Below are 14723 nucleotides of genomic sequence, written 5' to 3' on the forward strand. Positions count from 1 at the left end.
GTGGAGCCGCATCCATTACCGAAAAAAGAACGGTGCAAGGGAGTCCCACGCACCGTATTTCCGCTTATTCCGCGCACTTACCGCATATACAGCTTCCGGTAATATTCCTCCAGCATCCGCCGGGTCGAGAATGCCTCGCGAGTCGTTTCGATGCTGCGCCGCATCATCCGCACCCAGCGGGGGCGATCCTCGTAGTAGGTCGGCACGACCCGCTGCAGCAGCGTGTCGTAGAGCGCTTCGCCATCATGCCGGTCCAGCTCGTCCGGGTCGGCCGACTCGAAGCCGCCGCCGATCTGCCAGCCGTTCTCGCCGTCCAGGCAGGCCTCCGGCCACCAGCCGTCGAGGATCGAGCAGTTCAGCACGCCGTTGACGGCGGCTTTCATCCCCGAGGTGCCGCTCGCTTCCAGCGGCCGGCGCGGGTTGTTCAGCCAGACGTCCGAGCCGCGGGTCAGCTTGGCGCCGATCGTCATGTCGTAGTTCTCCAGGAACACGACGCTGCCGGGGTACCGCTTCATCATCGCCACCAGGTTGCTGACGATCCGCTTGCCGGTTTCGTCGTTCGGATGGGCTTTGCCCGAGAACACGAGCTGGATCCGGCCGGATTCGAGGTAGGGGGCGATCAGGTCCGGCCGGGAAAAGATCAGGTCGCTGCGTTTGTACGGCGCGGCCCGGCGCGAGAACCCGATCAGCAGCCGTTCCGGGTCCAGCTCCGTTCCCGAGCGCTCGCGGATCAACTCGATCAACTCGCGCTTCAGTTCCATGTGCGCGGCCCATAAATCGCCGCCCTCCTCATAAGCGCGGAGCACCCGCGGATCGGCCCATGTCGGCAGGTGGATCGCGTTCGTGATCCCGATGATCTCCGCGCGCCCGGCCACATCCTTCCACATGCGGTTTGCGGTCTCCGCATGCAGCGCAGCCACGGCGTTGGCGCGGCGCGCAAGCCGCAGGCCGGCGACGGTCATGTTAAACGGGTTGCCGCCGATTCGCTCCATCTGGTCGCGGCTTAACCCGTTGAAGGCGGACATCGCCTCAAGCAGATCCAGCGCATGCGCTTCGTTGCCTTCCTTGACCGGCGTATGGGTCGTAAACACGACCGCTTCGCGGGTATCCCGCCAGGCCGATTCGAAGGTCAGCCCGGCCTGCATTTTCTCGCGGATCAGCTCCGTGGCGGCCAAGGCGGCGTGCCCCTCGTTGAAATGGTATACGTTCACCGGGATGCTAAGCGCGCGAAGCGCCTTGACTCCGCCGATGCCAAGCACGATTTCCTGGGCGATCCGCTCCTCGCCGAAGCCGCCGCCGTACAAGCGCGCGGTGATCCAGCCGTTGCCGCTCTCCGGAAGGTCGGTATCCAGCAGATAGAGCGGATTGTTGCCGAACTGTTCGGTTTTCCAAACTTTGCAGGGAACCTCGGCGTTTTGGATCGTCACGGTGACGGTCACGCCGGTATCCTCAAGAAAATCGTAATCGTGATCGGTAAACGTATCGTAAGGCCGTCCGTCCTCGCCGATCCGCTGGTCGGTATAACCTTGCTTCCACTTGATGCCGATGCCGACGAGCGGGGCGCCGATGTCTTTGGCCCCTTTGATGAAATCGCCGGCCAGAATGCCGAGGCCCCCGGCATACATTTTAAAATCGGAATGAAGACCGTACTCCATGCTGAAATAAGCAACGGTAGGGAGCTGCCTTTCGCTTACGCTCATGGGAATACCTCCTTTGCTGTGCATACGTCCTGCTGTAGGAAAGCGATTTTCTGCTAATAGTGTAGTCCGGGGGCAGGCGGAAGGTGACAAAGGGGCATTTTGGCGCGGAAGAAACGGGAGATGGGACGGGAAAAAGCATCGGGACAAGATCAGGCCGGATCCGTTTCCTCCGGGCGCAGGTCGCTATCAACGTAAGCCCGCTCCTGCTCTTCGCTCACGATCGCTTGAATTTCCTCGGATCCGATATTGATATAGACGTAGCCGTCCTGGGCTTGTTTCTTTAAGGCGCGTGCTTTGAAAAATTTCGGGCTGGCCTCCCCCGCATCCTCGTCATAGACGAGGAGAAGGCCATCGGTCTTGCGGAACAGCAGCTCATCCCGGGCGGTGAACTGCCAAGGGCCGAGGTAGGATTCCTTGCTGGCAGCCGCATAATGGTCGACCTGGCGGAGAATTTGCCTATAGTAGTCTTTTTTCTCGTCGCTCCATCTCTCCTCTTGATGGCTATAGGCGGTGATGATCGAGCATTTCAACTGCGGATACCGCTTCTTCAAGTCGAACACGGCTTCGCATGCCCACAGGTCAACGCCGTATTGACCGGGCGTAATGACCCACTCCAGCCCTTCCTCCAGCAAAGGAAGGAGGCGGCCTTCGATCGCCTGGCGGATGTAGGGAATGCCTTGGTGCTTATTGCTGTAGATGCCGAGTTCGTGTGCGCGGTATCCGGTAACGAGTATATTTTTCAAGGCGAGAACTCCTTATAGTTCTTGATGATTAAGGTGGCACAGTTCTCATTATAAACTCCCGTTGAAGTTTTCTGAAGGCACGGAAAGTACTATAGGGTTGGAATCCCAGGCAGGACAGGCTATGTGAACGTTTTCACTAAAAGGAAAATAGCACTAATCTAGGTCTAAACGACTAAATAAACAGGACCCTGATTCACATTGAAATCGGACTATTTGACCTGTTAACTGACCGAGGTCATTGATTAATATGATGAAGAATACATAATTTAGGAGGATAACTCAGTGAAAAGATGGACCGTAGTACTACTGACAGTGATTTTGGCATTCGGCATGACCGCATGCGGAGAAGAGAAGGGGGCAAACGGAGCAGGCGACGGGGGAGCGGCCCAGAACGGGACGAACAATGCGCAAGGTGCAGGAGAAAAGACCGCGCTAACCTTGGATGAGCTGATCCAAAAAACAGCGGAGGCCAGCGGCGGACTTAACAGCTTTTCGATGGAAGCGAGCGTGAACCAGAATATTTCCGTGACCCAGGGAGATCAGAAACAGGATCAGAACGTCGACATGACGATGAAGATCGATACGACGAAAGAACCGCTGGGGGTGTACCAGGAAATTCAAATGTCGGTACCGGGCAGCGGAAATCAGGAGATCAAGCAGTATATTACCGACGAAGGCGCCTATTCCGGTGTGAACGGAGCCTGGACGAAAGTTCAAGACGACATGAAAGATCAACTGATTGCCAGTCTGGATCAATCGATTAGCCCGGAGAAGCAGCTTGAGCAGTTTAAATCGATTGCCGGGGAGACGAAGGTGACGGAAGAAGGAGACGAATACGTCCTTACGGCCGAAGTGTCCGGCGATGGAGTAAAAGAACTCGCCAAAACGCTGATGAGCCAATCGGGGAGCGCCGACGAACAAACGGCAGCCATGATGGAACAAATGAACATCAAGGACATTAAGATCACCTATGCCGTTAACAAGGAAACCTTCTTTCCGACTAAGTCCAACATCGAAATGACCATGGACATGGAAGCGGAAGGCCAAAGCGTATCGCTTGAAATGAAAATGAACAGCACGATTTCCAAGCATAACGAATTCGACGAAATCAAAGTGCCGCAAGAGGTACTGGACAGCGCAGCTTAATCTTAATATATGAGATTGAAATCCGGTCTGGAAATCAAACCGCTGAACCCTGGTCTTTAGGACCGGCTCAGCGGTTTGTCTTTTGGCGAAAGTGTTGTGGCAAGTTTAGACCAAAGACGGCAGTATTGGCCTCTTTTATTGGGTGATAGCGGTTACAAGAAACGGGGACTACTGACCGTGAATCGAGAGAAGGGTAAATACCGTATAGAACACCGCATAAAACGTGCCCAGCCCGATAATCCACAGAAAAGCATTACCTTTCAATTTCTCCGGTTGCCACATGAGGATTCACTCCTTTACTTTTCACTGGCCAAACAAATTGTGAACAATTTGTGTCTAACTTAATTATTGAACATTTTGTGTCAAAAATCAAACAATTTATTGAACGAATTCAAACTTTTTTTGGCATAATAAACAACCATACCCGGTTAGGCATGGTTGTTTTGTTGTTTTGTTGTGGCCGGAGCGCTCCGGGGCTACCCTTTTGACGGGGAAAAACCTTCCTCCGCCAAATATTCGCCGGCTTCCTCGCGAGTTTCGAAGGCCATCTCCAGGCTCAGGCCGGAGTAGATATACCACAGGTCGTCTTCGTATTTGAGCGTCAGCTTCTCGCCTTTGGCATTGGTCCACACGCCTCCGGCCGACGTGCTCCGCGGGGGGGCTTCCGTTGTTGCAGGGCGTGACGCGCAGCTATCGTCCTCCCGGACGGACAAAGCGTCGATCGACTCCCTGACCAGTTGGCGCAGCTCCGGCTCCGCCATTTCCCGGATGTTGACCCACCCTTTGTCATCGGTCTTATAGCCGTCCAGCAGCCCGGCGTATACATAGCCGTTCCCGTTCGGATGCAGGTGGTAGACGACTGTTTTTTTATCATAGGCGCTGCCTTCATAGTGAAAATTGACCCGACCCAGCGACACGTTCCTTTGCTTGAGTTCGGGAAATGACTTCAAGATTTCCAGTTTCTGCTCAAACGCCAGCATGCTGCCCAACCTCTCAAATGGCGATTTTGCGGGTGTTGCCTTCGTCCCGCGCTTATCGATTATATCATACCCCGTTTCGTTTCCTCATCTCGTGCAAAAAGGTATAATGGAACCTAAGTTACAATCGCGTCGAAGGAGGAAGGATTTATGGGAGAGGCCACAATCAAGTGGGGGATAATGGCGGCCGGCGGCATTGCCGAGTCGTTTGCGGGGGATTTGGCTTACGCAAGCAACGGCGAGGCTTATGCCATCGGGTCGCGAAATCCGGAGAAGGCCAGGGCGTTTGCCGAAAAGTTCGGGATTCCCAAGGCGTATGGAAGCTACGACGAGTTGGTCGCCGACCCGGATGTGGACGCCGTTTATGTGGCTACGCCGCATCCCTACCACAAAGAAAATGTCCTGACCGCACTCCGGGCGGGGAAAGCGGTCCTGTGCGAGAAGCCGTTTACGGTCAATGGCGCCGAACTGGAGGAATTGGTCACCTACGCGCGCGAGCGCAAGCTGTTCCTGATGGAGGCGATGTGGACGCGGTTCCTGCCGGTGATTCGCCGCGTGCGGGAATGGCTGGCGGCCGGCCGGATCGGCGAAGTGCGGCTGGTGAAGGCCGACTTCGGCTTTCGCGTCGGCTGGGATCCGGCCGGCCGGCTGCTCAACCCGGAGCTTGGCGGCGGTGCGCTGCTGGATGCCGGGATCTACCCGGTTTCGTTCGCGTCGATGGTGCTCGGCGCCTATCCGCGGAGCGTGCAAAGCACGGCGCACCTTGGCGAGACCGGCGTCGACGAACATTTCTCCGTGCTGATGACTTACGAGCACGGCGCGATCGCTTCCCTGAACGGCGCCGTGCGGTTGGCGATCGGCAACGACGCTTATATTCATGGGACGAACGGCAAAATTTACGTTCCCGGATTCCTCAACGCGACCTCGGCCACGTTGTACGTCGATGGAGAGGAGCCCGAGACGGTCAGCGATGACCGCACTTTTAAGGGGTACGCCTATGAAGCGGAGGCAGTAGGCCGGGCGCTGCAAGCCGGGTTGACCGAAAGCAGCGAGATCCCGCTGGACGAATCGCTGGCCATCCTGCGCCTGATGGATCAAATCCGCGGGCAGTGGGGTCTGAAATATCCGTTCGAATGAAATTAAGAAGGAGTAGTTTCAAATGATCGATGATACCAAACAATTGCTGGAGGAGAACAACATCCAACACGCCATCATCGGCGAAACGATGCATCGGTTGACGGAGATTCTGCCAAGCCTGACCAAAGCAAGGCTTGGCGCAATCGCTTCCGTTTATAACATCACCGGCCGTTCCAAGATGAAGAAGGAGGAGCTGGTCGCCGCCGTGCAGACGGGCATCGAGGAGCCCGAGGAGCTTCGGGCGGCTTTGCTCAATACCCGGCCCAAGGAATGGGAGCTGTTCGCCTCGCTGCTGGACGGTTCCTATCAACCAAGCAATGCGACGCCCTTCGGTTACTACTATTACTTCCTGGACCGCGGCTTGCTGTTCACCTTTTTTGACGACAACCGCCTGCATTTGGTGATTCCGGAGGAAGTGCGCTCAGCCTTCCGGAAGCTGGATCAAACGGCGTTCCGGCAAGTGTTGCACCGAAGCCATCTGCTTTATAACTACCTGATGGCGGCGGTCAACCTGTACGGATTGGTCGCGCCGGCCAAGCTGGTAGAGATCTTTAACGCGCAGAACGGCGATGATCCCGTCACGGAAGCGGAACTGCTGCAGCATCTCGACAGCTTCCTCGTGCGGACGGATCAGTATTTCGACTTGCAGCGGGGAACTATCGTATCGTTGGACATGGAAGACCAAGAGTTTGACGACCTCATGAGCAAAGTGCAGGGGAAACCTTATTATGTGCCGGACAAGCAGGAGTTCCTCAAGTATGCGGACCCGGATTACTTCGAGATGACTCAGCAGCTCGCGTCGTTGAGGGATTTCGTGACGAAGGAGTTCCGCCTGGACCGGGAGATCGCCGAATATTTGGTCGACGACATTCAGCTCGGCTGCTCGATGGAAGCCTCCCTGGAGGATCTTCTCTACGAGTTCGAAAGGCGGAACCTGGATTTTAAGTCGCAGAAGCAGGCACAGCAAACCGTTGCCCTCATTGCCGACGTCTACGATCACACGCGCATGTGGTCCAATGCCGGACATACGCTGGACGAGCTGCGCCGGATGCAGGGGAGGTCCGGGAATTCATCGACGATTGCCTCCATTCAAGGGCATATCGTCAAGCAGGCCCGGTCGAGCAAAATCGGCCGCAACGAACCTTGCCCTTGCGGGAGCGGTTTGAAGTACAAGAAATGCTGCGGAAAGTAAACATAGAGATGAACGAAAGGCTGTCTAAGCGCCCCAGCGCTTAGACAGCCTTTTTGGCGATTGCCGGAACGCCTTACCCGACATCGGCCGAGTCCGACAGCGGCGGGTCGTGTGGCTCCGCCTGCGCATACAGCTTGCGGTACTGGCCCGGGGTCAGGCCGGTTTCCTTCTTGAATCTGCGAATGAAGTTCGGCGTATCGAGGTAGCCGACCCGCTGAATGATCTCTTTAAGCGGATCGTTGGTGGACGTCAGGTCGTTCATAACCGCCATCATTCTTTTTTGCCAGATGTACTGGACGAAGTTGATCCCCATCTGGTCTTTGAAGGAGCGGCTGAAATAGGAGACCGAAATCGAATATTTGCAGGAGATCATCTCCAGGCTTAAGGCGTGGTCCATGTAATTGCTGTCGATGTAGGCGATGATCCGGTCCATCAGAGAATGCTCTTCCTTGCGTTCGTTCTGCAGGGCCAGATCGCAAATGCGGGAAGCGAGGCCGAGGAAGTGGCGCTCCAGCTCCTGGAGAGAATTAAACGCATCGGACCCGGGAATATCGGGCGTCCAATCGCGGATGCCCATCTCCATGCCCGTGCGCAGAATCGCGTTCAGGATGTCGAAGCTAACGCAGCGCTTCAACTCGACGGTCAGATCCGGGCCCCGCAAGTAGTTCATCGCCTCGCCGATCGTTTGAGCCGCGACCTCGTAGCTGCCTTGCTTCAAGCTCTGGGACAGCTTGAGCAGCTCGTTTTTGGGTACCCAAGCCGTTTCTCCCGGCGCATGCGACAGCTTCTCGAAGAACGTGATGCTGCCGTTTCCGGCAAACATCCGAGATTCGAAGGCCGAGCAGGCCTCGATGAACGACTGGTTCAATTGGTCGGGATCGTTGTAATACATTCCTACGCCGATCACGGGATCGATGCGGAAGCGAGCCGACAGGTTGTCGCGGATGCGATACACGATCCGGCGGAACTGGTCGGGCCCGGACAAGGAGTCGACCTTGTCGAAGCCGACGATCAACGCGATCTGCCCCGGCTTGGGCAGCTCGACACTGTACAGGCAAGCGCCGTATTCGGGAATCTCCGCCGCCGCCAACTGCCCGATCATCGATTGCCAATCGTGGCTGACAAGCCGGCTCTTCAGGGCTTCGTCCCGGCCGATAACCATGGCGAAATAATGGGCTTTGGCGAGGTCGATAGCCAGCGAACTTAACAGCTGCGGCATCAGCCTGCGGGCGTTCCCGTATTTCAGCAGCATTAACAGGAAATGGTTGCGCGCATACGGCTCCTGCAAGTCGGCGCGCGAGCTGTATTCGTGCAGCGCCGTACGGATGCGGTCCAGCTCGTTGCCGGCCTTCCGCGGTTCGTCCCCCGCTCCGCCGGCCTTCGATTTGGAATCGGCGAACTCGACGAGATCGAGGATCGGGTGGAACTGCCGCCGTGCCAGGATCAACGCGGCTGCGGTGCCGACGACGACCAGCACGGTCAACAGCAGGATCATCAGGCTGCGCAGGTGCAGCACGCTGCCGAGAAATTGCGAGCTCGGCATCAAAGTGACGTATTCCCAGCCGTTCGTGTCCGACTTGACCGACACGACCGAATGCGCTACCCCACCTAAATCGATACTATGGATCCCTGTTGAAAGCGCAAACAATTTTTGCAGGTCCGATCCCTGAAGCGGCTGTATTTGATTGTTATTCGAGGCCATGATGTTGCCGTTATTGTCGAAAATATAGGAAGATCCTTCATAGTTGCCGAGAATCGTATCGATCAGTCCGGTCAATTCCGACTTTCGGATCAAATACATTAATGTGCCGTGCGGATTCGGATTGTTCGGCGTGATGGGCACGAGATAAGCCAAGACCGATTGCTGCATCGTTCCGTTTTGGTTCAACATTTCGGCGGGTTGGATGACGGGGAACCTGACGGAGTTCAGATCGTGAACCAGCTGCGGCCCTTCCCAGTCCAGGAAATGATAATGCTCGTGGAAGACGTCCAGACTCGTCATCCCTGCCGTGGAATAAATCCTCTCATCTCCATGGAAGTACAAGAACATTTCCCCGATGATCGGGCTGGTTGCCTTGTAATTTTGGAGTGCGTTGATCGCTTCCAGGCTGTAATACGGGTCGTGTACGCGGTAGCGGGCCAACTGAACATCGTAAGCGACCCGCGAGGCGATATCGCTCAATTGCTTGACATGGCTGTCGACGATCGTTTTGGCCTGGGACAACTGATTCAGATGGGATTGTTCGATTTCGGAGCGGAGATTGCGGACCGCGCTGTTATAAATGAAGACCGACAACAATGCAAGTGGAACCAGCAGCATGAACAAGTAAGACCAGGTGTATCTTTGAAACAGCTTTGACTTGAAATAATTCAGCTTCACGTTGCGTCTGCCCCCTGTCCGCTCTATTTTTTTATCTAAAATGTAAAGGAGATCGCCGGATAACGCAAGGGAAGAAAGTAGCGGGATTCCGGGAAAGAGCATGTCATTTTTGCTTCTCGGGACTTGTTTGCCGTCCGCTTTTGCCGTGGTTCGGGACATTGACGGTAAAAAAATACACATCGCCGTTTCTTGGTCGGGACAAGTTTATGTTAACTTTAGTAACATGAAAATCGAGCGGTTTGTTAAATTTGTCTTGCCGTTTTGTTAACGCAAAGCAAAACGACATATTTACGAGGACTCGGAGGCTCCGGTACACTTCAGAAAAAAAGGAGGAGTCGCCGATGCAGAAAAGCGCGCCAACCGTTCTTGATACCAGGTCCGTGCCCCCGTTCAACGCGAGAAGGAAACTCAGGAAAAAAATCCTCCGGAATTGGCAACTGTACGTTTTTATCGCGCCTGCTTTATTAAGCGTTCTGATCTTTAGCTACGTGCCGATGTACGGGATTCAGATCGCCTTCAAAAATTTCGTTCCGGTCAACGGAATTCTGGGCAGTCCGTGGGTGGGCTTCGACCATTTCGTCCGGTTCTTCAATTCCTATTACTTCTGGGATCTGCTGTGGAACACGCTCGGTATCAGCCTTTACGGACTGGTCGTAGGGTTCCCGCTCCCGATTATCCTGGCCTTGGCTTTTAACGAGGTGAAGAACGGCTTCTTTAAACGTACGGTACAGACCGTGACCTATGCGCCGCATTTCATTTCGATGGTCGTCATGGCCGGGATGATCATTACGTTCCTGACGCCTTCGACGGGGATGATCGTGAACATGATCGAAGCGCTCGGGTTTACGCCCCCCGACTTTCTGACCGATCCCCGCTGGTTTAAAACGGTGTACGTGTTGTCCGATGTTTGGCAGGGAACCGGTTGGGGAACGATCATCTATTTGGCCGCACTGACCGGGGTCGATCCGGGGCTGCACGAGGCGGCCATCCTCGATGGGGCTTCGCGCCTGCAGCGGATCCGGTATATCAATATTCCGGCGATTCTGCCGACGATCACGATCTTGATGATTCTGAACATGGGCAGCCTGCTCGGCGTCGGGTTTGAAAAAATCCTGCTGCTGCAAAATCCGCTGAACATGGAATCCTCCGACGTCATTTCAACGTTCGTTTACCGGTCGGGTTTGCTGGATGCGCAGTACAGCTTCTCCACGGCGGTCGGTTTGTTTAACTCCGTCGTGAACGCGATCTTGCTCGTCACCGTCAACCAGATCGTTAGGCGCACCAGCGAAAACAGCCTGTGGTAGAAGAAAGGAGTGGAGAACGTGGTATCGGCAATTAAGGAAACCCGGAAGGACCGCCTATTTCTCGCTTGCAACTATGTGTTTCTGTTTGTGGCCCTCGTTATCGTCGCTTATCCGATTCTGTATATCATCAGCGCTTCGGTCAGCACGCCGAAATACGTCGCTTCCGGGGAGATGTGGTTATGGCCGATGGGCCTCACGTTCGAAGGGTATGAGCGGGTGTTCCGCGATCCGCAAATCTGGACCGGCTACGCCAACACAATTCTCTACACCATCGTGGGTACGATGGTCAACCTGGCGGTGACGATCCCGGCCGCCTACGCGCTCAGCCGCAAAGACTTCGTTGGCCGCAACTTGTTCATGGGCATCTTCATGGTAACGATGTTCTTCAGCGGCGGGCTGGTGCCGACGTATTTGCTGATCAAGGACCTGGGCCTGGTGAACAGCATGTGGGCATTAATTTTGCCGGGAGCCACCTCCGTCTGGAATTTGATCGTTTGCCGGACGTATTTTCAATCGACGATCCCGAAGGAACTGCAGGAGGCGGCGGAAATGGATGGCTGCAGCAATTTTCGGTTGTTTTTCCGCATCATCTTGCCCCTGTCGACTTCCATTATCGCGGTGATGGCTTTGTTTTTTGGGGTGGGTCACTGGAACAGCTACTTCTCGGCGATGATTTACCTGAATGATGATGCGAAATATCCGCTGCAGCTCGTGCTCCGGCAAATTCTCGTTCTGCAGGAGATGTCGGCGCAGACGGGCTCGATCGATGCCGCGACGGCGACGGCGCTGAACAACCGGGCGGAAGTGGCCGCTTTGGTCAAATATGCGGTGATTATCGTGGCCACGCTGCCGGTGATTGTGGTGTATCCTTTCCTGCAACGTTATTTTGTGCAAGGTGTCATGATCGGTTCCGTCAAGGGATGATCTTGCCATACATCAAACCTAATTCAAAAGGAGGATTCATTCATGCAGAAGCTGAAAAGACGCGGGGCGTTCGCCTTGAGCTTGCTCCTGCTGGCCTCGTTGCTGGCAGCCTGCGGTTCGTCCGGCAATACGGCGGGCGGCAATACGGCAGGCAATGCGGGAGGCGGGGCGAATTCGGGCACGAACGCTGCCCATTCCGAGAATGCCGGCGGCGTAAAGAAAGACGGGTTTCCGATCGTCGATGAGCCGCTCACGCTGACGATGTTCGCTCCCGACGCCGGGATGGCGGATTGGAATACGATGCCCGTCGTTGAAGAGATGGAGAAGCTGTCGGGAATCAAGGTGGAGTTTCAAACCTCGCCGATCGATAGCTTCAGTACGAAGAAAAACCTGGTCTTCGCCAGCGGCGACCTGCCGGACATGCTGTATGCCGCGGACATTACCCCGGCGGAGCAAGTCACCTACGGCAGCCAAGGGATTCTGATTCCTCTGGAGGATCTGATCGACAACTATGCGCCCAACCTGAAGAAGATCCTGGACGAGAACCCGGACGTGCGCAAGAACATCACGACGACGGACGGACATATTTACGCCCTGCCGTTTATCGATACCGCGGCGGTCTGGTACCGCGGCCCGATGTGGTATAACGGCAAGTTCCTGAAGGCGCTGAACGCGGAAGAGCCGAAGACGACGGAAGAGCTGTACGCTTACCTGAAGCGGGTCAAAGAAGAAGACCCGAACGGCAACGGCAAAGCCGACGAAATCCCGCTTTCGTCCGTCAAGCTGGACGACCTGCGGATGTTCTTCCTCGGTTTCTGGGGGATGTATGACCCGGTCATTTACGCCGATAAGGACGACAAAGTGCATTATTCACCGCAAGAGGAAGGCTATAAAGGGTATTTGACCTTCATGAATCGCTTGTGGAAGGAGGAACTGCTGGACCACGAGACCTTCTCCCAAACCGACGATCAGAAGAAGGCAAAAGGCAAAAACAACCAGCTCGCCTTGTTCAGCGATTTCCACCCTTACTTCACGCTCGGCGGAGAACCAAGCGACGAGCACCCGCTGATGACGCCGGTCGCCAGCGAAATCGCCGGTACGCCGGTTTACGGCAAGCATCCGGGCATGTCGGCCAACGGAACCTTCGCGATTACGAAGAGCAACCCGAATCCGGAAGCGACGATGCGCTGGATCGATTACCAGTACGGTTACGAAGGCGCAACCTTGTGGACGCAAGGCCCGGAAGGACTGTTGTGGCAATACAAGGATAAAGAGAATAAGGTCAAGGAATGGCTGCCGGTGCCGGGCGGCAAGGACCGCGAGGAGTACCGCGGGACGATTACGCCGAACTACGGGATTTTGACGCCGGGCGTCAATCTGAAGGAAATGACGAACGGCCTGAAAACCGAGTTCGACGAATGGATCGACCAGCAAACGCAAACCAAACTGGCCCCGATCGGCAAGCCGCCGTTCCCGAACGCCTTCCTGACGAACGAGGAACAATCCGAGGTTTCCGCCTTGCTGTCCGACCTGAAAACGTATGTGACGCAGATGGAAGCGAAGTTCGTGACCGGCCAGGAGCCGCTCGACAACTGGGATAAATACGTCAGCCAGTTGAAGAAGATGGGCAGCGATCGCGTTGCCGAGGTGTATCAAGCGGCCTACGATCGTTGGAACCAAGGAAGTTAAATCGTGAACGGTTAACGATGACGATGATTTTCGGACCGAGACAAGGAGGCATCCATGAGCGAGGAGAAATCCACGACGAACCTGGAGCCATCGGCCGAGCCGCAGACCGAGGCGCCCTCCGGGGCGCCTCTTGCGGCTGAACCGGCGGTGGAGCAAGGCGTGCACAATTACAGCAGCGAGCGAAATTGGGTGAGGCCGGACGATTCCGTGATCCTGGAACGCCTGGAATGGTTCCGGGATCAGAAGCTGGGCCTGATGATGCACTGGGGGCCTTACTCCCAGCTTGGACTGGTGGAGTCCTGGGCGCTCAGCGACGAAGACGGGGACTGGTCCCGGAACGACATCGACTGGACGGAAGACATGGAACGGTTCAAACGGGAATATTTTGATTTGAACCGTACGTTTCACCCGATTCGATTTCAGCCCGAGTCCTGGGCGAAAGCCGCCGCCGAGGGCGGGTTCAAATATTTGACGTTTACGACGAAACACCACGACGGATTTTGCATGTGGGATACGCATACGACCGACTACCGGATCACCGGGCCGGATTGTCCGTTCCATACGCATCGTTATGCGGATATATGCCGGGAGCTGTTTGACGCGTTCCGCGCCGAAGGTTTGGCGATCTCCGCCTATTTCTCCAAGGCGGACTGGCACACGCCGTACTACTGGGCGCCGGACATGGAACGGGGCAGCCGCATGTGGCGCGGGCCTTCGTACGATCCGCAGCGATACCCTTGGCTGTGGGAGCGGTTCGTTCGGTTTACCCATGAGCAAATCATGGAGCTGATGACGCGGTACGGCCGCATCGATATGCTGTGGCTGGACGCCGGGTGGGTGAATGCCCGCCGCGGCCAGGACATCCGGCTGGGCGAGGTGGTGGAGAAGGCGCGGCAGATCCAGCCGTGGCTGTTGACGGCGGACCGCACGGTCGGCGGGCCGTACGAAAACCTGATCACGCCGGAGCAAACCGTGCCGGAGCGGCCGCTTACCGTCCCTTGGGAGAGCTGCATCACCATGGGACATTCGTTTTCGTTCAGCTACAGCGACAGCTATAAGTCGGTCCGCGAGCTGGTTCACCTGCTCGTCGAAATCGTCGCCAAAGGCGGCAATCTGGCGCTGAACGTCGGGCCGCAGCCGGACGGCCGGCTGCCGAAGCCGGCGCTTGGGCGGATGAAGGGACTGGGCGAGTGGCTGAAGGTTTACGGCGAAGCGATTTACGGAACGCGGATCTGCGAGCCGTACGCTGCCGGGAACGTGTATTTCACCCGGAAGGGAGAGACGAGGTACGCGCTGGTGTTGGTGCAAGAGGCCGCCGAGGCGACAGGGGAAGAACTGCTTCTGCCGCTTCCCGCCTCCGACATTGGCCGGATCGACCTTGTCGGCGGCGCCGACGGGCTGGATTTCCGCCCCGCTCCGGAGGGCGGAGCGGCGGTGCGCCTGCCGGACGCCGCGCGGCAGGGGGAGGCGCCGATCGCCTGGGTGCTGCGCATCCGGTGAGGGCGGGGGCGCCGCCCCGCGCGGGCGCCGG

At 56.4% G+C, this 14723-nt stretch carries 11 protein-coding genes; 7 read left to right on the plus strand and 4 right to left on the minus strand.

The annotated features are described in order from the left end of the window. Positions 1–77 precede the first annotated feature (77 nt). Together glgP and ACZF99_RS05120 are read right to left on the minus strand one after the other, a co-directional pair. A complete protein-coding gene (gene glgP, locus ACZF99_RS05115) occupies positions 78–1700 on the minus strand; it encodes an alpha-glucan family phosphorylase (RefSeq protein ID WP_483609608.1) in 1623 nt (540 codons plus the stop codon). A 149-nt stretch (positions 1701–1849) separates the two neighbouring features. Continuing rightward, the gene (locus tag ACZF99_RS05120; RefSeq protein ID WP_483609609.1) at positions 1850–2443 is read right to left on the minus strand and encodes an SLOG family protein; all 594 of its coding nucleotides are present in this window, start codon (positions 2441–2443) and stop codon (positions 1850–1852) included. Positions 2444–2725: 282 nt separating this feature from the next. Between ACZF99_RS05120 and ACZF99_RS05125 the strand changes: the two genes are divergently transcribed. Then, on the plus strand, positions 2726–3589 hold the full coding sequence (locus ACZF99_RS05125; protein WP_483609611.1) for a DUF6612 family protein: 864 nt from the start codon (positions 2726–2728) through the stop codon (positions 3587–3589). A 476-nt stretch (positions 3590–4065) separates the two neighbouring features. Here ACZF99_RS05125 and ACZF99_RS05130 read toward each other — a convergent pair whose 3' ends face one another. After that, entirely contained in the window at positions 4066–4569 is a 504-nt protein-coding gene (locus ACZF99_RS05130) for a hypothetical protein (protein WP_483609613.1), read from the minus strand. Between the two features lie 147 nt (positions 4570–4716). On the opposite strand from ACZF99_RS05130, the gene ACZF99_RS05135 reads away from it, so the two are divergent. Together ACZF99_RS05135 and ACZF99_RS05140 are read left to right on the plus strand one after the other, a co-directional pair. After that, a complete protein-coding gene (locus ACZF99_RS05135; RefSeq protein WP_483609615.1) occupies positions 4717–5703 on the plus strand; it encodes a Gfo/Idh/MocA family protein in 987 nt (328 codons plus the stop codon). 22 nt (positions 5704–5725) lie between these two features. Continuing rightward, a complete protein-coding gene (locus tag ACZF99_RS05140; RefSeq protein ID WP_483609617.1) occupies positions 5726–6895 on the plus strand; it encodes a YecA family protein in 1170 nt (389 codons plus the stop codon). A gap of 73 nt (positions 6896–6968) precedes the next feature. Here the strand turns inward: ACZF99_RS05140 and ACZF99_RS05145 are convergent, their stop codons facing one another. After that, positions 6969–9275 (minus strand): helix-turn-helix domain-containing protein, encoded by a 2307-nt coding sequence (locus tag ACZF99_RS05145; RefSeq protein ID WP_483609619.1) that lies wholly within the window; start codon positions 9273–9275, stop codon positions 6969–6971. Positions 9276–9616: 341 nt separating this feature from the next. Here ACZF99_RS05145 and ACZF99_RS05150 point away from each other — a divergent pair, with 341 nt between their 5' ends. From ACZF99_RS05150 to ACZF99_RS05165, 4 genes are read left to right on the plus strand one after another with little or no spacing between them, the layout of a single operon-like run. After that, entirely contained in the window at positions 9617–10579 is a 963-nt protein-coding gene (locus ACZF99_RS05150; protein WP_483609621.1) for an ABC transporter permease, read from the plus strand. An 18-nt stretch (positions 10580–10597) separates the two neighbouring features. Beyond that, positions 10598–11503: a carbohydrate ABC transporter permease gene (locus ACZF99_RS05155; protein WP_483609623.1), complete on the plus strand. Its 906-nt coding sequence runs from the start codon at positions 10598–10600 to the stop codon at positions 11501–11503. A 42-nt stretch (positions 11504–11545) separates the two neighbouring features. Beyond that, a complete protein-coding gene (locus ACZF99_RS05160) occupies positions 11546–13192 on the plus strand; it encodes an extracellular solute-binding protein (RefSeq protein ID WP_483609624.1) in 1647 nt (548 codons plus the stop codon). Between the two features lie 54 nt (positions 13193–13246). Continuing rightward, the gene (locus tag ACZF99_RS05165; RefSeq protein ID WP_483609626.1) at positions 13247–14692 is read left to right on the plus strand and encodes an alpha-L-fucosidase; all 1446 of its coding nucleotides are present in this window, start codon (positions 13247–13249) and stop codon (positions 14690–14692) included. Positions 14693–14723 lie beyond the last annotated feature (31 nt).

The sequence above is a fragment of the Paenibacillus sp. JL3B1040 genome, assembly GCF_057063165.1.

Excerpts from the sequence above, each read along its gene's own strand:
- ACZF99_RS05160 (WP_483609624.1), top strand. The coding sequence starts at position 11,546 with ATGCAGAAGCTGAAAAGACGCGGGGCGTTCGCCTTGAGCTTGCTCCTG.
- ACZF99_RS05150 (WP_483609621.1), top strand. The coding sequence starts at position 9,617 with ATGCAGAAAAGCGCGCCAACCGTTCTTGATACCAGGTCCGTGCCCCCG.
- ACZF99_RS05140 (WP_483609617.1), top strand. The coding sequence starts at position 5,726 with ATGATCGATGATACCAAACAATTGCTGGAGGAGAACAACATCCAACAC.
- ACZF99_RS05135 (WP_483609615.1), top strand. The coding sequence starts at position 4,717 with ATGGGAGAGGCCACAATCAAGTGGGGGATAATGGCGGCCGGCGGCATT.
- ACZF99_RS05165 (WP_483609626.1), top strand. The coding sequence starts at position 13,247 with ATGAGCGAGGAGAAATCCACGACGAACCTGGAGCCATCGGCCGAGCCG.
- ACZF99_RS05130 (WP_483609613.1), bottom strand. The coding sequence starts at position 4,569 with ATGCTGGCGTTTGAGCAGAAACTGGAAATCTTGAAGTCATTTCCCGAA.
- glgP (WP_483609608.1), bottom strand. The coding sequence starts at position 1,700 with ATGAGCGTAAGCGAAAGGCAGCTCCCTACCGTTGCTTATTTCAGCATG.